The organism is Thermobaculum terrenum ATCC BAA-798 (genome assembly GCF_000025005.1).
GTDB lineage: Bacteria > Chloroflexota > Chloroflexia > Thermobaculales > Thermobaculaceae > Thermobaculum > Thermobaculum terrenum.
Map to the genome: position 1 here is coordinate 316,499 of NC_013525.1, position 23,247 is coordinate 339,745.

Annotated in this window: 21 protein-coding genes, 1 tRNA gene and 1 other annotated feature; of the genes, 11 read left to right on the forward strand and 11 right to left on the reverse strand. The window is 47.2% G+C overall.

Annotation, left to right across the window (positions count from 1 at the left end; genetic code table 11):
• Window positions 1-29: 29 nt before the first annotated feature.
• The 5 genes from speD to TTER_RS01485 form a co-directional block, all read right to left on the reverse strand.
• Window positions 30-374, reverse strand: coding sequence for an adenosylmethionine decarboxylase (gene speD / locus TTER_RS01465; RefSeq protein WP_012874252.1), 345 nt, complete (start codon window positions 372-374; stop codon window positions 30-32).
• A gap of 9 nt (window positions 375-383) precedes the next feature.
• Window positions 384-1,544: a bis-aminopropyl spermidine synthase family protein gene (locus TTER_RS01470; protein ID WP_012874253.1), complete on the reverse strand. Its 1,161-nt coding sequence runs from the start codon at window positions 1,542-1,544 to the stop codon at window positions 384-386.
• 11 nt (window positions 1,545-1,555) lie between these two features.
• Entirely contained in the window at window positions 1,556-2,155 is a 600-nt protein-coding gene (gene recR, locus TTER_RS01475; RefSeq protein ID WP_012874254.1) for a recombination mediator RecR, read from the reverse strand.
• Window positions 2,156-2,278: 123 nt separating this feature from the next.
• Window positions 2,279-2,962: a dienelactone hydrolase family protein gene (locus TTER_RS01480; protein ID WP_012874255.1), complete on the reverse strand. Its 684-nt coding sequence runs from the start codon at window positions 2,960-2,962 to the stop codon at window positions 2,279-2,281.
• Window positions 2,963-2,984: 22 nt separating this feature from the next.
• On the reverse strand, window positions 2,985-3,620 hold the full coding sequence (locus tag TTER_RS01485) for an O-methyltransferase (RefSeq protein WP_012874256.1): 636 nt from the start codon (window positions 3,618-3,620) through the stop codon (window positions 2,985-2,987).
• Window positions 3,621-3,730: 110 nt separating this feature from the next.
• Here TTER_RS01485 and TTER_RS01490 point away from each other — a divergent pair, with 110 nt between their 5' ends.
• The 6 genes from TTER_RS01490 to TTER_RS01515 all read left to right on the forward strand — a co-directional run bounded on the left by TTER_RS01490 (window position 3,731) and on the right by TTER_RS01515 (window position 10,144).
• Complete coding sequence (locus TTER_RS01490) at window positions 3,731-4,405, forward strand: response regulator (RefSeq protein WP_012874257.1); 675 nt, start codon at window positions 3,731-3,733, stop codon at window positions 4,403-4,405.
• Between the two features lie 6 nt (window positions 4,406-4,411).
• Complete coding sequence (locus TTER_RS01495; RefSeq protein WP_012874258.1) at window positions 4,412-6,658, forward strand: GAF domain-containing protein; 2,247 nt, start codon at window positions 4,412-4,414, stop codon at window positions 6,656-6,658.
• Between the two features lie 432 nt (window positions 6,659-7,090).
• On the forward strand, window positions 7,091-8,317 hold the full coding sequence (locus tag TTER_RS01500; RefSeq protein WP_012874259.1) for an NYN domain-containing protein: 1,227 nt from the start codon (window positions 7,091-7,093) through the stop codon (window positions 8,315-8,317).
• A 75-nt stretch (window positions 8,318-8,392) separates the two neighbouring features.
• Window positions 8,393-9,391, forward strand: a complete 999-nt coding sequence (locus tag TTER_RS01505; RefSeq protein ID WP_012874260.1) for a zinc-dependent alcohol dehydrogenase family protein — start codon at window positions 8,393-8,395, stop codon at window positions 9,389-9,391.
• 47 nt (window positions 9,392-9,438) lie between these two features.
• Window positions 9,439-10,014, forward strand: a complete 576-nt coding sequence (locus TTER_RS01510) for a hypothetical protein (RefSeq protein WP_012874261.1) — start codon at window positions 9,439-9,441, stop codon at window positions 10,012-10,014.
• A gap of 58 nt (window positions 10,015-10,072) precedes the next feature.
• Window positions 10,073-10,144, forward strand: a tRNA-Asn gene (locus TTER_RS01515).
• Window positions 10,145-10,314: 170 nt separating this feature from the next.
• Here TTER_RS01515 and TTER_RS01520 read toward each other — a convergent pair.
• From TTER_RS01520 to TTER_RS01530, 3 genes are all read right to left on the reverse strand, one after another.
• Window positions 10,315-11,172, reverse strand: coding sequence for a sulfurtransferase (locus TTER_RS01520; RefSeq protein WP_012874262.1), 858 nt, complete (start codon window positions 11,170-11,172; stop codon window positions 10,315-10,317).
• Between the two features lie 11 nt (window positions 11,173-11,183).
• A complete protein-coding gene (gene msrA, locus TTER_RS01525; protein WP_012874263.1) occupies window positions 11,184-11,732 on the reverse strand; it encodes a peptide-methionine (S)-S-oxide reductase MsrA in 549 nt (182 codons plus the stop codon).
• A 74-nt stretch (window positions 11,733-11,806) separates the two neighbouring features.
• On the reverse strand, window positions 11,807-12,730 hold the full coding sequence (locus TTER_RS01530; RefSeq protein WP_012874264.1) for an ATP-grasp domain-containing protein: 924 nt from the start codon (window positions 12,728-12,730) through the stop codon (window positions 11,807-11,809).
• Window positions 12,731-12,870: 140 nt separating this feature from the next.
• Here TTER_RS01530 and ppc point away from each other — a divergent pair, with 140 nt between their 5' ends.
• The gene (gene ppc, locus TTER_RS01535; RefSeq protein WP_012874265.1) at window positions 12,871-15,666 is read left to right on the forward strand and encodes a phosphoenolpyruvate carboxylase; all 2,796 of its coding nucleotides are present in this window, start codon (window positions 12,871-12,873) and stop codon (window positions 15,664-15,666) included.
• Between the two features lie 46 nt (window positions 15,667-15,712).
• Here ppc and TTER_RS01540 read toward each other — a convergent pair whose 3' ends face one another.
• Entirely contained in the window at window positions 15,713-18,010 is a 2,298-nt protein-coding gene (locus TTER_RS01540; protein WP_012874266.1) for an ABC transporter substrate-binding protein, read from the reverse strand.
• A gap of 124 nt (window positions 18,011-18,134) precedes the next feature.
• Here TTER_RS01540 and TTER_RS01545 point away from each other — a divergent pair, with 124 nt between their 5' ends.
• Window positions 18,135-18,746 (forward strand): GNAT family N-acetyltransferase, encoded by a 612-nt coding sequence (locus tag TTER_RS01545; RefSeq protein ID WP_012874267.1) that lies wholly within the window; start codon window positions 18,135-18,137, stop codon window positions 18,744-18,746.
• Between the two features lie 2 nt (window positions 18,747-18,748).
• On the opposite strand, the gene TTER_RS01550 is transcribed toward TTER_RS01545, so the two are convergent.
• Together TTER_RS01550 and TTER_RS01555 are read right to left on the reverse strand one after the other, a co-directional pair.
• A complete protein-coding gene (locus tag TTER_RS01550; protein ID WP_012874268.1) occupies window positions 18,749-19,276 on the reverse strand; it encodes a methylated-DNA--[protein]-cysteine S-methyltransferase in 528 nt (175 codons plus the stop codon).
• A gap of 86 nt (window positions 19,277-19,362) precedes the next feature.
• On the reverse strand, window positions 19,363-20,001 hold the full coding sequence (locus TTER_RS01555; RefSeq protein ID WP_012874269.1) for a TrmH family RNA methyltransferase: 639 nt from the start codon (window positions 19,999-20,001) through the stop codon (window positions 19,363-19,365).
• A gap of 106 nt (window positions 20,002-20,107) precedes the next feature.
• Window positions 20,108-20,353: a binding site (T-box leader), on the forward strand.
• Window positions 20,354-20,413: 60 nt separating this feature from the next.
• Between TTER_RS01555 and argG the strand changes: the two genes are divergently transcribed.
• The 3 genes from argG to lysW are packed head-to-tail and all read left to right on the forward strand — an operon-like array spanning window position 20,414 to window position 23,205.
• The gene (gene argG, locus TTER_RS01560) at window positions 20,414-21,667 is read left to right on the forward strand and encodes an argininosuccinate synthase (protein ID WP_012874270.1); all 1,254 of its coding nucleotides are present in this window, start codon (window positions 20,414-20,416) and stop codon (window positions 21,665-21,667) included.
• The gene (gene argH / locus TTER_RS01565) at window positions 21,660-23,006 is read left to right on the forward strand and encodes an argininosuccinate lyase (RefSeq protein ID WP_012874271.1); all 1,347 of its coding nucleotides are present in this window, start codon (window positions 21,660-21,662) and stop codon (window positions 23,004-23,006) included. The genes argG and argH overlap by 8 nt, the downstream gene beginning before the upstream one ends.
• 22 nt (window positions 23,007-23,028) lie before the next feature.
• Window positions 23,029-23,205, forward strand: coding sequence for a lysine biosynthesis protein LysW (gene lysW / locus TTER_RS01570; protein ID WP_012874272.1), 177 nt, complete (start codon window positions 23,029-23,031; stop codon window positions 23,203-23,205).
• The last annotated feature ends 42 nt before the right edge of the window (window positions 23,206-23,247 follow it).

Consider the following 23,247-nt stretch of genomic DNA (forward strand, 5'->3'; position numbering starts at 1 on the left):
AGTCATCCTAGTACGGGATTACGTTGAAGCTATAACAGTGTTCCCCCTCGGCTAAGATCCGTTATTCTCTCTCTGGTAGGTCGCAGCTTCTCTCTTATATAGCTTATAGCTAGCTCGGGATTCATACCCTGGTATGTGAAGACATCGATAGCAGCATATTTTTCCTCAGACCAGGTGTGGATGGAGAGGTGAGATTGAGCGATCAGCACAACACCAGACACGCCATGAGGATCAAACTGGTGGAAGTACGAATGAAGTATTGTGGCACCACTGCAACGCGCAGCCTCGAGCATTATCTGCTCTAAAGGCTTGGTACGTTCCAGTATAGAGGGATCTTCTACCCAGAGATCATATAGTATATGCCGGAAGGACATATGTTAGCATCACCCACTAAGTGTACTGCTCTGGCGCCTGAAAGATCTGTTGCCGCATCTAGGGCAACCTTCTGCTTTCAATGCTTCTATAGTTTGCCATTTTTCGCCAGGAGCAATCTTATATGATGAGCCACACTTCGTACAAATATAAGTGCGTACCTTAGGTCTCACATCTCCGGTATAGATCTCTCTAGTATATCTTCCCTTAATTGTAGGCTTTGAGATGTGAGTAGCTCTAAGTAAGTAGATATCGCTTGCGCCAGCTAAAACGCTGGCACCTTCGTACCGATTGAAACTTGGCCTCACATCTGAGACGTATAAGTGCATATTGCAGATCTTTTCCATGATTTGGACCGATTCAGACGGAGGCTTACGACCAAAAGATAGAACCACTGCAGATCCTTCCTGCTTGACCAAGGCATCAACGGCTCGTGACAGGAAAAGTTCCAATCCTGTAAGTGTGTATGGAGGATCAATAAAGACCGTGTCGAATGTAGAAGAAATATATGTGGGGAGAGGATCTCTGGCGTCATGATCAAGCAGTTTGACCTCTATTCCCTCCTCATCACATGCGGTTTGAACATAGCTCAATATTCTATGATCAATATCAAGAACGGTTAGATCCACATGAAAACCTAGATAAGCTGCCAGCAGACCTACACATAGTGAGCCAGCATCATCATCTCCTATAAAGAGCACCCTCCTTCCAGCAAGTAGTCCGTGGTTGAGTGCGAACAGACACCTTCTAAGGTTATATTCAGGCAATATAAAGCTTTGATCTAAGCTGACGTCGACTTGAGGTCTATTTGCCCGATATAAACGCAGCTTATCGAGCAATGGGGAGAGTTCGTCCGGTATCAGCAGTCCAGCACCAGAACATGCTTCGCAAACACCAAGGAATCTGTAGGTTTGTCCTTCTAGTAGGCGCTTTCCATTATCCGTTAGTACTATACCGCCTTTACGCTCCAAAATTCCTCTGGATTCAAGTTCACGCCTTACAGCGGCCAACACCGGAATTGGAAGGCCGATGGACTGAGAGAGCTCTTTAGCACTGATAGGGCCACGTGCAGCGACTACCTGCAGGAGCCTAATTACCGCATCAGGGCCTTCCTTGAGCGAGGCCGCATCGGATACAGCACGCGCCAAGTCGCTGAGAGACGTATTTATCACAAAATTCCTTCCTATATGGACTGCCTACCCTGTAGGGCCCTGCTGAGCGTTACTTCGTCAGCGTATTCAAGATCTCCACCAACTGGAAGACCATAAGCAAGTCTAGTTATCTTCACGTTCAGGTTCTTCAGAAGGCGAGCTATATAGAAAGCCGTGTTGGAGCCTTCAAGTGTAGGATTAGTCGCGATTATAACCTCCTTCACTCCTCCACGGGCAACTCTATCCTTCAATTCCTGTAGCTTTAGTTTGTCAGGAGTGATCCCATCCAAAGGTGAAAGTAATCCATGCAGTACATGGTACAAACCTTTATACTCATTAGTGTTCTCTATAGCTCTGACATCCAAGGGTTCTTCGACAACGCATATAACAGATCGATCCCTTGATTCGCTAGAGCAGATCCTGCATGGATCCACATCTGTAATGTTGAAGCACTCTGAGCATAGGGTAGTCTTTTCTTTTAGCTCCCTAATAGCATCGGCCAAAGACTCAGCCTGCTCTTTGCTACTCCTCAGCAGCCAATAAGTAAGCCGGGAAGCTGTTTTCGGTCCTATTCCTGGTAATTTGGAGAATTCCTCTATGAGCCTCTCCACAGGCTCTGCCGTAGTATACATGCTTTCTTTGTCCTCGGAAGATCAGGAATCAAGTAGTAAGTTATGTTTATCTATAGCTATAAAATTATATCAGTCAATAGGCACAATTATCCTATCGATGTACAGCGATTAGGCTGGAAAAATCTAGCTAACCAACTTCTTACGCAGAAAGGCAATAGTTCTCTGCCAAGCTAGCTCACAGGCTTCCCTGTTGTATACCTGTGGTCTAGTGTCGTTACAAAAGCCATGCTGTGCTCCCTGGTATATATGGATCTCAACTTCTTTACCCAAGGACTTCAGCTGATTCTCAAATTCTCTTACCCTTTCTACGGTTATGCCTTGATCCAACTCCGCATAGTGGCCGAGCACCGAGGCCTGCAGCTTGCTCCAGTCCACAGGAGGCGCAGACGGAGGCACTAAACCGTAGAAAGGCACCACTGCCTTGACCACATCACCTCTAAGAGCAGCTATGAACAGAGCAAGTCCTCCGCCCATACAGTAGCCCACTGCTCCCACAGATGTATACCCAGCATGCTCCCTAAGATAATCCACTGCACCACTCATGTCTTTGGCTGCTGTCTCCATTTGAAGAGACATAGCAAGCTTCCTGGCTTCATCTGGCTCGGTAGTTGCTCGTCCATGATAGAGGTCTGGGGCTAGTGCCAGGAACCCTTCCGAAGCAAACCTTTCACATATGCTCTTGATATTGTCGTTCAGCCCCCACCATTCCTGTATTACTAACACACCCGGGGCTTTGTCAGTATCTGGCTTGGCAAGATAACCCTCAGCAGTAGTGCCATTGCTTGGAAAGGTAACCATCTCACCCATAATTTAATCTCCTCCAGAAATATCACTGCTTGTAAGCAAGTAAAAGACCATCTCTTAGAGGTACTATGCTATAGATCCACTCTGGATCATTTCTGACCATATCGATCATAACTCTTATAGCCTCGGTGTCTCTAGACCTTTCGGAAGGATCTAGTATCCTCCCATGCCAGAGGATGTTATCTACTATGAGCATGCCACCTTTCTTCAGCTTGCTTTTGATTACGGGCAGAGAATCAGGGTAAGCAGACTTATCTATATCATTGAACACTATATCGAAAGTATCGTCCGTATTTCTAAGGGTCTCAACCGCTTCCCCTATATGGTAGACAACTATGTTCTCGTATCCCATATTCTTTAGATGTAAGCGCGCCATATTTGACAAGTTTGAGTCCCAAACGGTGTGGTGAACCACCCCACCACCATTCTCGTGCACACCCCTTGCGAACCAAGCGGTGGAGTACCCGTAACCAGAACCTAACTCAAAAACCTTTCTAGCACCCATCACCCTGGTCATAAGGTAACAAAAATATCCTGCTGATGGGCCAATGATCGGAAAGCCATGGGCTTTAGCATAATCTTCCATGATCACCATATCACCGGTTCTCTCCGGCACGAGGGCATCCAGATATCTAGCTATACTTGGAGCAATCTCTTCCATCTACTGAACTCCTGCAAATAAAATATCGGCTATACATGCACAGGGTATCATACAGGAGGTAAAGAAAGCGGTATTATAAGCAATTAGATTTCCAAAGAGGTAAAAGCAGAATGCAGGAAGAGCAGGTTAGCGGGACAGAGGCTATCCGTGTAGTGATAGCTGAGGATCATGCTCTCGTGAGGGAAGGAACAAAGGAGCTCCTCGAGAAGCGAGGTATAAGGGTAATAGGGGAGGCTTCAAATGGCGAGGAGGCTGTAGAGCTTGCCCAAAAGCTCCAACCAGACCTGATCTTGATGGATGTAAGCATGCCAAAGCTAAATGGCATAGATGCCACGAAGATTATCAAGCAAAAACATCCAAATATAGCTGTTCTTGTTCTCAGTGCGTATGACGATGATCAGTATGTGTTTGCGCTCCTTCAAGCAGGGGCAGCAGGTTACATACTGAAGGACGCACATGCTGATGAAGTCGTGAACGCGGTGAAGGCGGTCGCTAATGGAGAGTCTGTACTTGCGCCTTCCATAGCCAAGAAAGTGCTTTCAAGGTTTACATCTCCTAGTACACAGCCTGAACATCCAAGCCCTGTTCTAACTGATAGGGAGCTAGATGTCTTAAGGTTAGCGGCAAAGGGAGAGAGCAACAAGGCAATTGCCCAACAATTACATCTGAGTCCCCGTACCGTTCAGGTACACTTGAGCAATATATTTAATAAATTTGGTGTTGCATCAAGGACAGAAGCTGTGCTGCATGCTCTCAAGTTGGGGCTTATAGACCTTTCGGAGTAATATATTATGGACAGAAGGTTTGCCAGGGTAAGGGTCCAGGAGCCATTGGAAAAGCCTCCGCCTGACTTTAGAACCGTAGATCAAACCACTCAAAAGATATTCACCCTCAATGCTATAGCTGCTGCTATAAGCAGAGAGGCCGACCTAGATAAGGTCTTTTATTTAGCCCTGGACTGGATCCTGGAAGTAACAGGTGCTGACGCGGGAACAGTATTCTTGCGTGATGAAGAGACAGGAGACTTGGTCAGAGTAGTTAGTAGAGGTATAAGCAACCTTTTTCTGACCGAGCAAGAAAGACATAGTTATGGTATTGGTCTGGCAAGCAGGGTGATAAGGGCGGAGTCACCCATAGTTCTGGACAACGTAGCTCGAAGCTCCATGATTAGCCCATCTAGCTACGGAGACGTAGTCAAGAGCTGTGTGGGCATCCCATTAAGGTCCGATAATAAAGTCGTAGGAGTCCTCAATATATTCTCTAAGCAGGTCAATAAATTCGAACCTGCTGATATAGAGCTACTCACAAGTATTGGTAACCAGATAGGAGTAGCAGTAGCCAAAGCGAAACTCAGTTCAACTGTTACCCAGAGCAGAGAGCAGCTGCAAGAGAAGATGCGTCAGCTGCAGGAGCTTTTGAAGATCAGTGCCACTTTCAGAGCTAACGCTCCTCTCGAGAAAGTACTCAATGCTATCTGTAACGCTATCAGTAGTGCGCTTGGCTTCAGACTAGTTGAGCTTAGTCTTCTGGATCCTACCACTGGGATGATGGTACCTGCAGCATTCGCAGGCTTCTCTGAGGAAGAGCAGCAAGAGCTAAGGAGTTTTGTGAGGCCTCCAAGCTTCTACGAGCGTATCATGCATCCCAGGTTTCAAATCTCAAATAGTTACTTTATATCTCACAAGGAAGATATCGAGCAGACGCTAGGCATGCAGTGGGCCTTTCTACCAAATATCAACGATGAAGAGAGAGGTCCAGATGAGTGGCATCAGAAGGATGCATTAGCTGTGCCAATCTACGATCGTGATGGCAACCTTACGGGACTGGTCTTTGTAGATGATCCCATCGATAGAAAAGTACCTAGCCTAGAGAAGATACAAGTGCTGGAGATGTTCGTGCAACAAGCCGGGCTAGCTGTAGAGAATGCCAGGCTCCTGAGCGACCTACAGAAGTCTGAAGCACAGTACAGGTTGGTGACCGAAAATGCAAGTGACCTCATATTCCTGCTTAACCCAGATGGAAGCATATCTTTCGCAAGCAGCAGCGCAAAAGCAATCCTTGGTTACCAACCAGATGAACTGTTAGGGAAGATGTTTGCGGATCTAATATCTCCTCAGTCCAAGCGCATAACACCTGAATGTCTAATAAACCCATCGACCGCAGACGAGCTGAGCATCAGGTGCGAGATAGAAGCCATAAGAAAAGATGGGAACTCAGTATTTCTTGAAATAAGCTGTACACCAGTGTTTGAAAATGGAGTATTTAGAGGCGAGCAAGGTACAGCAAGAGATATCACTGAAAAGAAGAGGATGGAAAGGGAAATAGCTCGCAGGCAGAGGCAGCTTAGAAGATCCCAAAAGCGAGAGGAGCAGCTCAGCGGCTACGCTGCAGCTGTGATAGCTGCTCAGGAAGAAGAAAGACGAAGAATAGCCAGAGATCTGCATGACGATACAGCGCAAGCTCTAATTGCTCTCTCCAGACGTATAGACTCACTTAGAGAAGACCTAGGAGATCTTCCAGAAGCAGCTCAAAGAAAGATCGAGGATCTAAAGGCCCTTACAGATCAAACCCTTGCTAGCGTGAGAAGATTCAGCCGAGATCTAAGGCCTTCCATACTCGACGATCTAGGTCTAGTACCAGCTCTAGAGTGGCTGGTCTCTGAGAATGCTAAGAGATACAAGATAACCACCAGGCTGAAAATCCAGGGTGAGGAAAGAAGGCTACAACCTGAAGTAGAGTTAGCATTATTCAGAATAGCCCAGGAGGCCCTTAACAACACTGCCAAGCACTCTCAAGCTACAGGAGCTGCTGTAGAGCTAACCTTTGGAGACACATGGTGCAGGCTTACAGTTTCTGATAATGGCATAGGTTTTCAAACTCCACCCAATATATCTGAGCTTGCCGACCGGGGTCGCATGGGAGTTATGGGTATGTATGAGAGAGCTAACCTGCTTGGTGGTAACCTCTATGTAAGGACCGCTCCCGGACAGGGTACCAGAATAACAGTCACTGTTCCCCTGATAGAGTCCTCATTGTAACCGATATATCCACAAACCTACGTTAGATAGTTGTGAATATATTTTTATTTTGAAAAGAGGATGGGCAGACGTATTTAGTAGAGAGTGTGGATACGTGGAAAACAACTCAAAATGCACCAAATAAGCGGAGTTACCCGTGGAAATATATGTGGAAAAACCGGAGAGCTTTTGCACAATGTTTATAACTTTTGGGACACGTTTTTATATCGCTGAAAGTTATCCAGGATTTTTCCAGAGTATTTTCCACAACTCAGCTACATTTTCCACAAAGTTTTCCACAATTTCCACAAGTTATCCACAATCGCTAATCTACTGATGTTTAGATTATAGATGTCCTAAATTGTGGATTTCGCAAAACGTTACAAAATCTTTATTGGGTTATAATAGCTTCTAGGTTGCAGAGGGGAGTTCAAGAAAGGGAAGGGAGAAGTAGTGCATAACTTGGATAGTCGTGTGCGTAGCGGCACACAGTTTTTACACCAAAATGATGTAGCTCTTTACATAGACTGGGAGAACATCAAATATAGCCTTTGGAACAAGGATTCAAGGGTCCCGAATGCTACAGCTCTCAAAGAAGCAGCTTCAAAGTTTGGACGTGTAGTCGTAGCCAGGGCTTATGCCAATTGGCAGGAGCACCAGCACCAGCTTGATCCTAATGATCTTTATTCAGCTGGAATAGAACCTATCTATGTACCTACCAGGACATACACCTCAACCGACGCTGTAAAGACTAATAATCGCAGAAAGAACAGTGTAGATGTAAAGCTGACAGTGGATGCTGTGGACTTCTGCTTGAGTAATCCTAATATACATACATTTGTACTAGTGACTGGTGATGGTGATTTCATCCATCTCGTCAATGCTCTCAGGTCGCGCGGTAGAGAGGTAGTGGTAATTGGCTGCTCCTGGAGCACTAGTTGGCAGCTCACAAGCATGGCAGACTACTTTATACCATACGATATAGAGGTCGACCCTATATACGACAAGGTCGGTGAGGATAACACTGAGGACGTAGACCTGGAACATGCATTTAAGACCTTAGTAGAGATAATGCATGATATACGCAGGAGGGGTGAGCCAAACGTCTTCGCTCAGATTCGTCTTCTTATGCTCTCCAGGATGCGAAACTTCGATGAGAGGCACTATGGATTCTCTAACTTCAGAGAATTCATGAAAGAAGCTGAGAGGAGAGGCTTGATCAAGACCTACAATGTGGGTCTAATAGATCGTGCTTACCTTCCGGATGAGCAGCTGGAAGTTGATGTGCATACCCACATGAAAGGTATTCCCAGCAATGAGCTATCTGCTAGCGGAGCTAATACTGGATATGCCTCTTCCTATCCGTATAAGGAAGATGGCAGAAGCATGCTCATCAAGCTAATAAGGTACATCAGTGAGCTGGAGCGAAACAGTCCCTATATGAGCTTCAACTTCATGGTGGAGAATGCCGCGAACAATGGAATACTACCTATAAGCGTTTCAGAGATAGCTACTATGCTCAACATAGCTATAGATGATGGTATATTCAAGCGCGAGACCAAGACCATCTACAGCAAAGCTACGAATGATTACCGGGAAATAAGTGTGTTCCATCTCAACAGATCACATCCCCTGGTTATAGAGGCAACCGAAGAGGATATGGTCTCGAGCGAGAGCTGATTTCCTCATCCTGCTTTGCTGAGTTAGAATCACGTAGAAGCTCCCGAGCTCTCACTTCTTGCTGGAAGGTTGGGTATGAAGGCACAAATGCTTTCCGAGCAGTTATCAATCGATAGACGCCCACTTAAACTTGTAGAGGTGGACGAACCTTCTATTGGCCAAAAAGATCTGCTTATAAAAGTCAAGGCGTGTGGAGTATGCCATACTGATCTCCATATAGTTGAAGGTGATATACCTTTGCACAAGCGGCCAATTGTACCCGGCCATCAGATAGTAGGTGTGGTGGAGAAAGTAGGTGAGGCTGTCACACGCTTCTCCCCTGGAGATCGAGTAGGGGTACCCTGGCTTAACTGGGCATGTGGTAGATGTGAGTACTGCCAGAGAGGATATGAGAATCTCTGCGTGAACGGCAAGTTCACTGGTTGGGATGTTGACGGCGGCTATGCTGAGTATCAAGTCACAAGTGAAGACTTTACATATCATATCCCTGATGGATATTCAGACCTGCAAGCTGCTCCCCTACTATGTGCTGGAGTTGTGGGTTACAGGGCTCTAAAGCTTGCTAAGGCTGATAATGCTGAGCGAGTGGGCCTATATGGTTTTGGGGCTTCTGCTCATATCGCCATACAGGTGCTAAGGTATTGGGGAACGAGGGTCTTTGTCTTTACCCGTAGTAGAGAACACCAAAAGCTTGCCCTGGAGCTGGGTGCCGAATGGGCAGGTACTGCTAATGATGATCCTGGAGTGTTGATGCAGTCGTCCATAATTTATGCCCCGGCAGGTGATATCATTCCGCAGGCCCTTGGAGTGCTGGATAAAGGTGGGGTTCTGTCTCTAGCAGGTATATATATGACACCTATACCTCAATTAGATTATGAGCTGCTGCGCGGAGAGAAAGTTATAGTGAATGTTACAAATGCAACCAGGCAAGACGCTATAGAGCTTCTGGACCTTGCACCTAGGGTGCCGATACGTACCGAGATAGAGGTATATCCTCTAGAAGAAGCCAACGATGTGCTATTAAGACTCAAGGAAAGCAAGATAAACGGTTCAGCTGTTTTACAGATATCATAATGCTGATATAATCCAGCTTGTCATAAACTTTTGAGTTAGAGATAGGTATGTCACAAGAAGATATATATTCAGAGACCACGCAGCCTATAGACACATCGAGGAAACCTACGGGCAGCTCCGCTAGTAAAGCTCCTCTTAATGCCGATAGGATAGGGGTAAGTAGAGGTGAACCCTGGGTTGATGCTGTAAGGTGGGGAGCAGTATGGGCAGGACTGCTAAGCGCATTTGGTCTGTTCCTGCTTCTCTTCACCCTAGCTCTAGCGTTAGGATTTGGATCAACCTCGGTACTGGCGGCAATCGTGCTCTTATGCACCTTTTTTGGCGGTTTCGTGTCGGCACGTAGCTCAGGGACCTACAGCAGGTTTATAGGATTTATTCAGGGTTTTCTTGCTTGGATATTAGGAGTACTTGTATCCGTGCCTCTTACATACATAGCTATAGCCATTTATAGAGGAGATGTCATCAAGAATGGCTTGTCTCTCGAACCCTTCCTGGAAAGGCTACGTAACGATACCACCTATTTCGGTACATTTACGTTTCTCGGACTTCTCATCACAGCATTGTTGTCCAGCCTGGGCGGCATAGTTGGCACTTTGTCGGGCGAAGGCTCTGATGTTTCCTAATCTGGTATTGTAAATTGCAGTTGTCTGCATATTTTGGTATATTACAAGCGTGGTACGTTCCCCGATAGCTCAACGGTAGAGCGGGCGGCTGTTAACCGCAAGGTTCCAGGTTCGAATCCTGGTCGGGGAGCCGGAAGATAATCCTAGATACCTAAACCGAGCGGTAACACTACCGCTCGGTATTTTTTGTTTGCCCAATTATTTGCAAAGCATGGTGATATCGACTCGAACTAAGCTATCGGCTGTTGGCGATCAAAGGTTTATCTCTCTAGGCTGTATTTAGACTTACCTTGCGTGTTCTTACTCATCACCTGTAGCTATGGGTCTGCTCTCGTCGGTTATCCACTCGCTCCAGGAACCCGGATACAGCTTTGGCATCCCCATACCGGCGTGTGCAAAGGCGAGTACGTTATGGGCTGCGGTTACTCCTGATCCACAATAGAACACTATAGACTCTGGAGGATATTGCTCTGCAATTGAGGCGAATCTTTCTCTCAAGATTTGAGGTGGCCTGAAGAAGCCATCAGTATCTAGATTTTCGGTATATGGTAAAGAGATCGCGGTAGGTATATGACCTGCCTTTGGATCTATAGTCTCGTTCTCGCCCCTGTACCTATCACGTGTTCTCGAATCAACTATTTTGCAAGACCTTGAACCTATTGTTGCGCGGAGATCATCAGCAGAGGCTACAAGCTTATGGTTGTATTTACCATGAAACTCCGTACTAGCTCTACTCTCCTTCCCGGTGGCAACCGGGAGGCCATTTGCGATCCAGGCTCTAAAGCCTCCATCTAGGACTGCTACGTTGTTATGCCCTGCCCACTTAAGCAGCCACCAGAGCCTAGCAGCTGCCATTGCACCAGTCTGCTCATCGTAGGCCACAACCTGTGATTCTTGCGAGACGCCAAGACGGGACATGGTCTTGTCGAAATCTATTAGATCTGGTAGTGGGTGACGTCCTGTCTTGCCTGGTATTACCTTTCCAGATAGATCTTTATCCAGATGTGCATATACTGCACCTGGTATGTGAGCTTGGAGGTAATCCCTTAGACCTTTTTCAGGGTCTCCAAGAGTGTAGCGACAATCTATAAAGACCCAGTTGGGATCATGTAAGTGCTTTGCTGCCTCTTGTACGCTGATAAGTGTTTCGTAGGACATGGAATTTACTCCTACTGCTTTATTAGCTCTGTATATCTCTTACGAAACTTCTCATATTTGGGAGCTATTACCAACCTGCAGTAGGCTTGATTAGGATTGCGGCGGAAATAGTCCCAATGGTACTCTTCTGCCGGATAAAAAGCCTCGAAGGGTACAACTTGGGTCACTATTGGGTCTTGCCACACTTTGTTCCTGGTAAGCTCCTCAATAACCTCTTGCGCGATCCTTCGTTGCTCCTCATCACGGTATAGGATGATCGACCTATATTGGGTCCCCACGTCTTCGCCTTGCCTATTCAGGGTAGTGGGATCATGCACCGAAAAGAAGACCTCTAAAAGATCTCGGAATGAGATTTGGTTGGGATCAAACTTGATGTTAACGACCTCAGCATGCCCGGTTGTATCAGTACATACCTGTTCGTATGTGGGATTAGGTACATGCCCTCCAGAGTAACCGGGGATTACCTCTATCACACCCTTAAGGTCCTTGAATATGGGCTCCATGCACCAGAAGCACCCACCTCCAAGAGTAGCTTCCTGTATTCGGCTAATATTTGACATATTTACTCACCTCTATCAGTTGCATAATGTCTGGTCAATTATATGACTTGGTGGTGAATAGCACTCTATACGTCTCAGGATCCTAGCTTTGGGTTCCTGTAGATAGCCTCTCCATTAGCTATCTTTATAGTTAGCTGATTTAGGAGCTCAGCAAGTGCCTTGATAGCCCACTTAAAATCTGACTCTTCCATAGCATCAGGATCGATGTCTGGTATTGGGTTGAAGCAATCTATAAGAAAGGCCTTGTCCTCATATACAGCCCATTCCACCAAGTTTATATCGTAGCCAAGTTCTTTGACTATCTTAGATGAGTCCGACATAATGCTTTCTTCGAGCTCGTTGGGTATTCCTTGACTGCCGGGTAGATATCTCTTCTTCTGGAAGTCAAAGTACATAGGTATAACTTCCTCTCCTATAACCAGGCAACGAACAAAAAGATCCCAGTCTATGAGTTCTTGTACCATAACTGTTCTTGTCGATGTATGTCGGTAGTTTTCCATAAGCTCGTCTACTGAGTGGCATATATGTAGCTCAGACCACTCACCTTTTTCTGCGTCCTTCAATATGCAGGGTAGTCCTACTTCTTCTGCTACCTCGTACCAGTCAACTGGTAGCGGATGGCTTACTAGCTCTCGAGAAGGAGAATAATTTTCTAGAAAGTAGTGATTGGGTAGTAGCACAGTTTTGGGTGTTAGTAGACCTAGTTTATGAGCCAGAGATACCTGATGAAACTTATCATCTGAGGAAGATACAAACGGGTTGTTGATAACATAGACACCGCTTACTAAGGCGTGCTTGAGGTAGGCCTTGTAAAATGGAACGACGTGCGAAAGCCTGTCAACAATAACGGAATATCTGCAGTCTTCTCCCAGCTCTACTGCTCCTAGCCTGGCGATTCCCACGTCTACGTGTGAATAGTTGGATGTAATCTCCTGTAAAAGTGCACTGACTAGACTTTTCTCTCTTCCTACCAGAAGTCCCACTCTTAGTTTTTCCATGGCCTTCCTCCTGGTGATCTGGAAAATGGGCAACCGCCTTTAGGCGCGGTTACAGCAATTATTAGGCCCCTATTGTACTTGAGTTATTGTAGCCCGCCAGTGCAAAATGGTTCTTGAACTAATATCTGGTGGGTAGAGGTATGGCGATAGAGAGAGCTGGCACTGGTGACAAGCTTAGTGAGGATGTACGCCTCCTTGGAAGCATAGTTGGAGAGGTGCTCATAGAACAAGGCGGTCGGCGATTATTTGAAATAGTAGAAAAGCTCAGAACTACCTCTATAGCCTTGCGTACTAGGTACTCAGAGGAACTTCATCGTGAGTTAGTTCAAATAACCTCCGAACTTGATCCTGCGACAGCCTTTGATGTAATACGAGCTTTTAACCTCTTCTTTCTGGTCGTGAATCTTGCTGAAGAAAACCACAGGGTAAGGGTGCTCAGGCAAAGGGAGATTAGTAGTTATCCTGAGCCTCTGGAAGGTTCGATTAGAGAGGCTGTAAGAGATCTACGCAACGAGGATATATCGGATGAGCAGCTGCAGGAGCTATTAAACAGACTTAGGGCAAGGTTTGTCTTCACTGCCCATCCTACTGAGTCCAGGCGAAGAACGACCTTGATGCACCTTAGACATATATCTAATCTCATAGCCTTGCTTGATGATGCTCTCCTGACTCCCACCCAACGTGAGATGGTTATAGACAGGCTGCGGGAAGTAGTAACAGCTCTTTGGCAGACAGACGACTTTAGAGAAACCAGACCTACTCCTCTGGACGAGGTCTATAACAGCCTCTACTTTTTCCAGGAGAGTGTGTTCGAGATTCTTCCCTCTGTCTACAGAGAGTTCTCAGATGCCTTGAAATCGGTATATAAAGACTGGAATTTCCAGATACCTCCTGTCATTCAATTTGGTACTTGGATGGGAGGAGATAGGGACGGCAATCCTAATGTTACACCTGAAGTAACTATACGTACAGCGCGTCTCCAGAAAGGTGTATTGCTGAGGCACTATATATCCCAGCTCGACAGGCTTCGCAGGCATCTCTCGATGAGTGTTCGACGTGCTGGGGTGAGCGATGAGCTCATGCAGTCCATAGAGAAGGAGAGAAAGATCCTCCCCGAGGCCTCTGAAAGGATAGAGGAGAGAAACAAGAACGAGATGTATCGCCTGAAGATAGGCCTCATGATAGAAAAGCTAAAGAATACTCTCTCTGCTATGGAAGCTAGACAGAGGCCTCAGCCCGATGTTGCTTATGAGAGTGTAGAGCAGTTCTATACAGATATAGATATGATCGTCAATAGCCTGAAGCAGAACAAGGGAGACAGACTGGCTTTAGGCGCAGCAGAGGACTTCCGGAGGCTTGCTGAGGTATTTGGATTTCATCTTGCAAAGATAGATGTGAGGCAGCATAGCTCTCGCCACAGCCAGGCCATAGCGGAGGTGTTATCCTCAGTAGGTATATGTGACAGGTACTTGGAGCTCAGTAGCGAGGAGCAAGCTGAGCTCCTGCGTGAGTTGCTTAGAGACAATCGACCTATCATAGGTAAGGTTCACCACTTTTCACCTTCCACCGAAGAAACAATCGCTGTCTTTGATGCTATCAGAACCATCCAGGAAGAGATTGGAAAAGAAGCTTGTGACACTTACATAATAAGCTTTGCTCAATCTGCTGCTGATCTGCTTGAGATTCAGCTGCTGGCCAGAGAAACTGGTCTACTGTCGATATCTGAGGGTTGGAGCAGACTTCAGATAGTCCCGTTATTTGAGAGCATACATGACCTAAACGAGTGCGGTAATATAATGGCTAACCTCCTGGATGACCCTATATATAGATGCAACGTCAAGGCATGGGGTGACCACCAGGAAGTTATGATAGGTTACTCGGACTCCAACAAGGACGGTGGCTTCTTTACGAGCTGTTGGGAGCTCTACAAAGCTCAGAGGCGTCTGGCCGCTGTGTGCTCTGAGAGAGGCGTTACCCTAAGGTTGTTCCACGGTAGAGGTGGTGCTATAGGTAGGGGAGGAGGGCCAACACATATGGCCATACTTGGGCAACCTCCCGATACCATACATGGCGAGCTCAAGCTCACCGAGCAAGGTGAAGTTATATTTGCCAGGTATGGTAATCCTGCGATCGCGAAGAGGTATCTGGAGCAGGTGCTGAACGCTCTACTCAGAGTGAGCCTAAGCCCAACCGTTATAGAAAACCAGAGCAGAATAGAACCAGAGTGGCAGGAAGCCGCAGACACTTTGAGCACCTACTCTTATAGAGAGTATAGGAATCTAGTGTATGAGACGCCTGAGTTCGTAGAATACTTCCGCGAAGCTACTCCTATAGGCGAGATAAGCCTGCTACCCATAGCTTCACGCCCCGTCCGCAGGCAGAGTGGTTTTGATATCGAGCAGCTCAGGGCCATCCCCTGGGTTTTCTCCTGGATGCAGAGCAGGCATACCTTACCAGGGTGGTATGGTCTTGGGACTGCTATAGAGAAGTATATTGCTGGAGACGATTCTAAACTCAAGATACTTCAGGAGATGTATCAGAAGTGGATATTCTTCAGGTCTACATTGGACAACGCTCAGATGATACTCTCTAAAGCTGATATACACGTAGCGAGTATGTACGCGGGATTGGTGAGCAACCCGGATGTATGGAATAGGGTTTGGCCCAGGATACAGCAGGAATATGAAAGAACTGTCTACTGGGTAATCAAGGTAACTGGGCTCAACAGGTTGCTCGATAATGCGCCAGTGCTTCAGAGATCTATCATGCTCAGGAATCCTTATGTAGATCCAATAAGCTACATACAGGTAGCTCTACTACGCAAGTTGCGAACAATTCCTGATACTAAGGATCATAAAAAGGAACGCGAGAGTATACTGCAAGCAGTATTCCTCTCTATCAACGGCATAGCTGCAGGTCTACAGAACACTGGATAAAAATGCAGGGGGCAGGAAACTGCCCCCTGCAGCGGATCCTGGAAGTTTAGGACTGCATTTGATGCTGCTCGGGGTTCTCCCAGTACCAAGTCTCTGGGTCATATACCGCCGGTGTAGGATGGATCCAGGGGTTGACCCAGCCATGGAGCGTTAAATCCTCTCTTCTGGGAACGTTCTTCAAGCCGTTCTTGACCAGCTCGACTCTCGGCCAGTTGGCCACCACTCCCAGGAAGAACGGGCCCTGTTCTATGTGAAGCTTCATTATCTGCCACTCTAGTGAGATCCTCTTCATGCGGTCGACCTCTACTCGGGCCTTGTTGTATAGATCCCACAGGGTCTTGACCGGCTCGAAGAACTCCTTATCAAAGGGTCCTATTCTGGGTGGATTGCGCTTCCAAGGATTTATGTTCTTCTGTTGGTTCTGCTTGGGTGTTCCAATCACCTGGAAGAACGCCCCATGTAGAGGTGCCCAGTGAGCGGGCTCCACAGGTACAACCCATCCTGGATATATGAGTATGCTGTTGTCTCCCACCTCCCAGGTAGTAGTGCTCATCAGCTTGCCGGAGTTCCATCTGTCATCCCAGCCTGTTGGTGGTATGGGGTTGAGCTTGGCGTTGATACCTACGGCCTTCCAGTCAGCAGCGAGCTGCTCGTTCTTCCTCATGTGCTCGCCACCCTGGGGAGTGTCTGCCTGATAATCTAGGTAGACTACCAGTTTGCTACCATCTGGCATCTCACGCCAGCCATCACCGTCTTTATCGACCACACCTATCTCGTCAAGTATCTGCTTAGCTTTGTCGGGGTTATATTCCAGATAGGAATCCCTCCATTGCTCGTAGAGCTTACGGCCTTCATCGTTGATATTGAAGTTTACACCTTTGGGACTTAGAGTACCTGTAGTTACTTCGCCTGTGTCTAGATAGACTAGCTTCCTTACGGCTTCTCGGTTATAAGCGTGCGATAGTGCCTGCTTGAACTTGGGATTACGTATTAGCTCCCTCATCTTGGCATCGGGATAATCATGGTTGAAGAAGAAGATCGATCCCGTACCAGAGCCAGAATCCCAGAATATCATTTGATAATCGCCCTTCTGTTCAGACTGCTTCAAAAGGGCATAGTCTGCTGGCGATATAGGCTCAAATCCTCCATGCACGAAATCAGCTGCTCCCTGAGTGAACTTCAGCTTGAGCACTTCAGGATCTAGGATATTTCTCATGATTAGATTATCTATATAAGGCAGCTGGTTGCCCCATTTATCTATACACCAGTAGTAGGGATTACGCTCCCAGATGGAATACTGACCCTTCTTATACTCCTTGAGCTTCCATCCCGTCATGGTTGGACAATCTGGATTGGCTGTAAAGTCCACAGCCTTGCCCCATGGGAAAGCAAAATCCTCGGTCCAGTTCTTCTTAACATTGGGGTTGTATTTCTTGTGGAACTGCTTTGCATAATGCTTTGGTGCCATCCAGGTAGGACCTATGCCTCGGTTAACCCAAGCAGCCAGACGCTCAGGTGTAACAGGTGCCGGTGCGTCGAAGATCAGCTGTAGAGTATAGTCATCGATCTTCTTCATTTTACCTATGGTGCCCTTACCAGACCTCATATCGTCTGGTGGCCCCTCGGGAATCTCGTCATTAAGCACCATATCTTCCCACCAGAAGAGGATGTCATCTACAGTCCATGGATGGCCATCGGACCACTTTAGTCCTTCTCTGAAGTGGAAAGTCCATACCGTGGCGTCCTCATTCGACTCCCAACTTTCAGCTAGTCCAGGACCTATAGTGAGACCATCGTTAAGGTATCTCAGAGGTGAATGCCCGTACATCGACTCTTGAATGAAGTGAGTCGTACCCCAGTCATCAGAGCTGGAGTTGAGCATTTCTATCTTGCCGCCGTACTTGCCCTGCTGTACCCACTTATGAGGCACTACATATGGGTTCTTAGGAAGTCGCTGCTCAACAGGTGGTAGCTTGCCAGCCTTCACTAGTTCAGCAAGCGAGGGTGCCTCCTTGTACTCTCCCTGGTAGGTAACAGGGGTTGCTATGTAAGGTACATTTGGTACACCTGATGATGTACCAGGAGTTGCCGAAGCCGAAGGACTTGCAGCTGCCGTTGGTGAAGCGCTGGGGGCGCTTGGCTGTGGACTCATAGCAGCCGTTGGTGAAGCTCCTGGTGTGCTTGGCTGTGGACTAGCTCCCATGGTAGGAGAGGCTGCAGGCTGACTTGCGGATGGTGTGTTGGTAGCCGTGCTTCCTCCACATGCAGCTAGAACCACACCTCCTGCCGCCATTGCTGATAATCTCAGGAACTTCCTTCGGCTGATTCCGTGCTTCTGATGCATAAGCTTTTCCTCCGAGTTGTGGATACTTGCGAGCTTGACGCTAATTATTAGCCTAAATCTCGGTATTGTCAATACTAGACACGTACCTGTAAAAAGATGAATAACTCTTGATAGGTGGTAATGTATGAAACAGGAAGATAAGAGTCATATCTTACTCAGGATACCGGAACGTATATCTACTCGTAGGCTGGTGATTAGGAACTACGTGCCCGAGGATGCCACATCTTTATGGTTAGCAGTGGAAGAGTCGAGAGAATCGATTGAGCCATGGCTACGATGGCCTAGAGATGTAAGAAACGTTGATACGGCAAGAATCAGAATTCGCTACCTACAAGCCGAGTGGATACTCAGGGATAGGCTGGTTTGGGGATTATTCAGCAAAGAGGATCAGCAACTCTTTGGGGAGATAGGACTTGTTCATCCTGACTGGAGTGTTGTGAGCTTCCAAGTATCTTATTGGCTGAGAAAAAGTGCTCAGGGGCATGGTTACATGCGGGAAGCACTCAGAGCTATTACAGCTCTGGTTTTCGAAACCATAAGTGCCAGTAGAGTTGAGGTAAGGGTAGAATCTGATAACTTGAGAAGCAGAAAAGTCCCCGAGGCGTTAGGATACAGACTTGAAGGCGTGCTTAGAAGAGATCACGTAGGACTGGACGGTGAACTCACAGACATGTATGTATATGCATTGACTTCTGAGGACTATGAAGATATTAGATTGGGCAGTGAAGATCAATGACTTCACATTGATATGGGGCTTTCAAGTGTAGCCTTCACATCCTCCATGTGCAATAATTGCTGCTTGCATGCTGTTCCAAATAGGTACTTGCCGATCACTCCATCGCTACGCACTACCCGATGGCAAGGGATAAGTATAGGCACTGGATTGCTTGCAAGCGCTGTCCCCACAGCTCTGAGAGCTTTAGGGTTGCCTATCTTATTTGCCACCCAGGTATACGTTCTTACTTCCCCTCTGGGAATGCTCAAAGTTGTTTCCAACACTTTTCTTTGGAAAGCGGTCGTACCTCTCAAGTCAAAGTCCGACAAAGAACCTCTATATCCATCAAGATACTTCCTGACTTTGACCCTAATATCTTCACAAGCGTGTAATTCTGGACGTATCGATTTTTGGAACCTTCTTAGGAAGTAGTCTTCGAAGCTAGAATCATCTGATGCGATCGCGGTGGCCGATATTCCCAAAGGATTATAGGCCACGTAGAGACGCCCAATAGGTAAATCTATGCTAAAGTACTGATCTAGGTTCTCCATGATAGGTCGATCTTAGTGATAACGTGAGTCCTTTGCAACCCCGTCTACTGGATTAAACAAGCATACTTAGCTAAGAGAAATATCTGCTAGATCAGCTTTTGAAGCTCTTCGATAGACCTTTTTTCTCTTTGAAGCCAGTTATGAAGCCGCGTTGATATCTCTTCCCGACTTAGCTTGGGATGATCATAATGTCCAGCTGCACGTCTCTGCCTAAGAGCCTCGTACAGGGTCACAGCACAAGCTACTGAGATGTTCAGGCTTTGGACCATCCCCATCATCGGGATGACAAAGTTACCGTCAGCTAGTCTCGAAGCCTCCTCTGAGACTCCCCTCTGCTCGTTCCCGAATACTAGAGCGGTAGGCTTAGTGAGATCTAGAGAGTACAGGTCGTGGCTTCTTTGCGGATCCGCCAAGTAGGTTGTGTATATCGTCATCCCTTGAGATCTGAGAGTGTCGTAACAGTCTTGGATGTCCTTGTGCTTTATAATCTCTAGCCACTTTAGAGCGCTGCCAGAAACGTTCTTGCTGAGGTCTGGAAACTCCTCTATGGTGTATACCAGGTGCACTGCTAGTACTCCCACAGCATCACAGCTGCGTAAGACTGCGCTCACGTTGTGTGGATCATGAACGTTCTCGAGGACTACAGTTAGATCAGGTTGCCTTCTCTTCAGAACCTGGATCATTCTGTTGAGTCTGCGTTCCGTTATCTTTCTCGTAGTATTCATGCCAGATAATTTTACTGTAACCTGTAGCGAACTGCTGAATGGGAGAAATTTCCTGCTAAAAGGTTGACATGTCCAAATGCGCTTTCCTATACTTACAGCCAGATACTTGCCCGCGATGAGGATGAGTAGTACGTTCTGGCTCTGCCGATAGCGAGCTGGGGATGGTGGAAGCCCAGTACGGTAATCCAGGGCGGAACGCGCATCTGAGCGGTGGTCCGAAGAAAGCGCTTTGGCGCAAGTAGGACCTACTGGTTGGTTACCAGGCAAGAAACAACCAAGAGTGGCCACAGGCGTTAAATGTGGCAACTAGGGTGGCACCGCGGGAGCGAATAAAAAAGCTCTCGTCCCTAATGCTGATTAGGGACGAGAGCTTTTTTATTGGGAAAAATATTTTATTAGGGAGGTTTGTGTTATGGCTCTTTCACCGCTTGAGAAGATACAGGCTGTAGAGGTCCCCAAGTACCGCAAAGTGGCTCTGGCTTATTCGGGTGGTTTGGACTCGGCCCTCTGCCTGGTACTCCTCAGGGAGAAATATGGTGCCGAGGAAATTATACCTATAACTGTGGATGTAGGACAGGGTCAGGACGAGGTAGAACAGAGCTTCAAGAAGGCCGAGGTACTTGGAGTGGAGCCGCTGCTCATAGACGCCAAATCAGAGTTCACTAATGAGTGGTTGACCAAGGCTATCAGAGCCAACTCTAGCTATAACGGTTATCCAGTATCTACCTCCATGACCAGGCAGCTTATAGCCGCTAAGGTGGCTCAGAAGGCTGTAGAGCTAGGCTGTGATGCTCTCGCCGAGGGTTCAAGTGGCAAGGGCAATGACCAGTACAGGATGCATAAAGTCTTCAAGTACTTTGCTCCCCAGCTGGGAATAATAGTGCCCGTGAGGGACTTCGACCTCACCCGAACAGAGGAGATGGAGCTTTGTGAGCACTACGGAGTGCCTGTAACCGAGATCATCGTGGGTGGTGATGATAAGACTATGTGGTGCCGCTCCATTGCTAGCGGTGGAATAACCCTCGAGACCGAGTTACCTGATAACATCTGGCTTTGGTACACACCACCTCAGAAGGCTCCAGATGATCCCTACACCTTCACCATTGAATTCGAGGCTGGTATCCCGGTAGCTCTCAACGGCCAAAAGATGCCGCTTGAGGATATAATCGATCAGCTCAACGTTATCGGTGGTAAGCACGGTATAGGTAAGATCGATATGTTTGAAGACGGCATAATGGACCTCAAGTCCAGAGAGATCTATGAGGCTCCAGCTGCTACCATAATACTAACGATCCATCGCGATCTTGAGCAGTTTACGTTGACTAAGGACGAGATCCAGTTCAAGAAGATAGTGGATGCTCAGTGGGCCTACAAGGTTTATCACGGTGAGTGGTTCCACCCGTTGAAGAAGGCGCTGGATGCATTTATAGCGGAGACTCAGAGCGTGGTCAATGGTGAATATACCGTGCAACTCTACAAGGGCAACATTGATATCCTGAAGCGCAAGTCCGATACCGGCTTGTTCTTCCCGGATGTCAGATCTATCTCCAGCGCTAGCTTCAACCAGCAGCTCTGTGGTCCAACAGCCCAGATCTGGGGTCTGCCGTTCGAGCTGCTAGCTAGAAGGGAAAAGGAGAGCAAGAAAGTAGGAGCTGCTAGTGAGTAAGCTCTGGGACAAGGGCTACAAGCTGGATGAAACTATCGAGCGCTTCGAGATAGGTCACGATCTTGCCTTCGACAATGAGCTCGTCGAGGTGGATGTCTATGGCTCGATAGCTCATGCAGAGATGCTCAATCGGATAGGCATACTAACCGATGATGAGCTGCAGACGCTCAAACAAGGTCTTGGCAGGATCTTGGATCTCTATCGGCAGGGGCAGTTCTTCATGACCCCTGCCGATGAGGATATACATACTAAGATAGAGAACTTTTTAGTGCGGGAGTACGGCGATGTGGGCAAGAAGATCCATACCGCCCGCTCCCGCAACGATCAAGTTCTCGTGGATCTTAGGCTCTATGCCAAGGCCAAGATCCTTGAGTTGGAATCTGCGCTGTTGCAGTGTGCTGAATCTTTAGTGGAGTTTGCCTCTAAGCACGAGCATGTCCCAATGCCTGGCTACACTCACATGCAGAGAGCTATGCTCAGTAGCGTAGGGACATGGGCCGGTGCCTTCGCTGAAGCTTTGCTAGATGACCTCAAGCTACTTGAGACTGCCTATGAGCTTAACGATCAGTCACCCCTAGGGTCTGCTGCATCTTACGGCGTCCCCTTACCTATAGATCGACAATATGTAGCTGATAAGTTGGGGTTTGCTAAGGTCCAGAACAACGTGCTCTATGCACAAAACGCTAGAGGGAAGTTTGAAGCGCTGGTTGTACAGGCTATAAGCCAGATAATGCTGGATCTTAGCAAGCTTGCCCAAGATATACTGCTCTTTACCACTGCGGAATATGGTTTCTTCACTATATCAGACAGCTTTGTTACAGGTAGCTCTATCATGCCTCAGAAGAAGAATCTAAGCATGATGGAGCTTATAAGAGCAAAGGCAAATATGGCCCTTGGTTATCAACAACAGATGATGTCTGTGTTAAGCGGGCTCCCTTCAGGCTATAACAAAGACTATCAGGAGACCAAGAAGCCCTTTATGGAGGCTATCCAGCTAGCGTTAGATTCCCTTAAGGTTGCTGAGCTTACAATAAGTAACCTTAGCCCTAACAAAGATAAGCTGCTAGCTGCCTGTACTCCTGAGCTTTTTGCCACTGATAAGGCCTATGAGCTAGTACAGCAGGGTATGCCTTTCAGGGATGCCTATAGATATGTAGGCACGAATCTGGACAAGCTTGAGGGGGCCGATCCAGAAGAAAGCCTCAAGAAGCGTACCCACATAGGTGCAAGTGGTAACCTTGGGTTAAGCAAATTAAAAGAAAGCATATCTGCATCCAAGGTAAATGTCGATAAAAAGTACTCGCATTTGATGGAAACCTGGCAAAATTTACTATCCTAGAAAAAACGGAGGTATGAGAGAAATGGCAGCGACCCAAACAGGCACTTGTCCCGAATGTGAGGCTGAGATAGCTCTTGCTGATGTTGAGAAGGGCGAGATAGTTCAGTGTCCTGACTGCGGAGCAGAGCTCGAAGTACGTGATACAAACCCAATTGTCCTCGAGTTGGCTCCTGAAGAAGAGGAAGACTGGGGAGAGTAAGTTTCGCTAAAAGTCGGAATCCGTGTGGGGGAGCAGGTATTT